The 243-nt window shown below is 62.6% G+C and carries 1 protein-coding gene; it reads right to left on the reverse strand.

Annotation, left to right across the window (positions count from 1 at the left end):
• On the reverse strand, window positions 1-243 hold a 243-nt coding region (locus AAEZ05_RS29820; RefSeq protein WP_350650248.1), incomplete at both ends, for a FimD/PapC C-terminal domain-containing protein.

Consider the following 243-nt stretch of genomic DNA (forward strand, 5'->3'; position numbering starts at 1 on the left):
TCTTGCTGCCCCAGTTGATCAACAACTGGCGGGTTTCTGGCTTGATCCGGGCATAGAGCAGACCGCCCTGCCCGACCATCCCCACCGAGGCGCCTTCGCCGTCGGTCACGCCTGCGCCAAATGGCAAGCTGCTGCCATCGTCCAGGCGCACATTGAGCAGCACCGCACGGCCCTGATTAGTGGTGTATTTAAGATGCACCACGGCACCGGCGCGTGGGGCGACTTGTTGGCTGGTCTCGTTGA

Origin of the sequence: Pseudomonas sp. HY13-MNA-CIBAN-0226, from assembly GCF_040310305.1 — a bacterium.
GTDB lineage: Bacteria > Pseudomonadota > Gammaproteobacteria > Pseudomonadales > Pseudomonadaceae > Aquipseudomonas > Aquipseudomonas gregormendelii.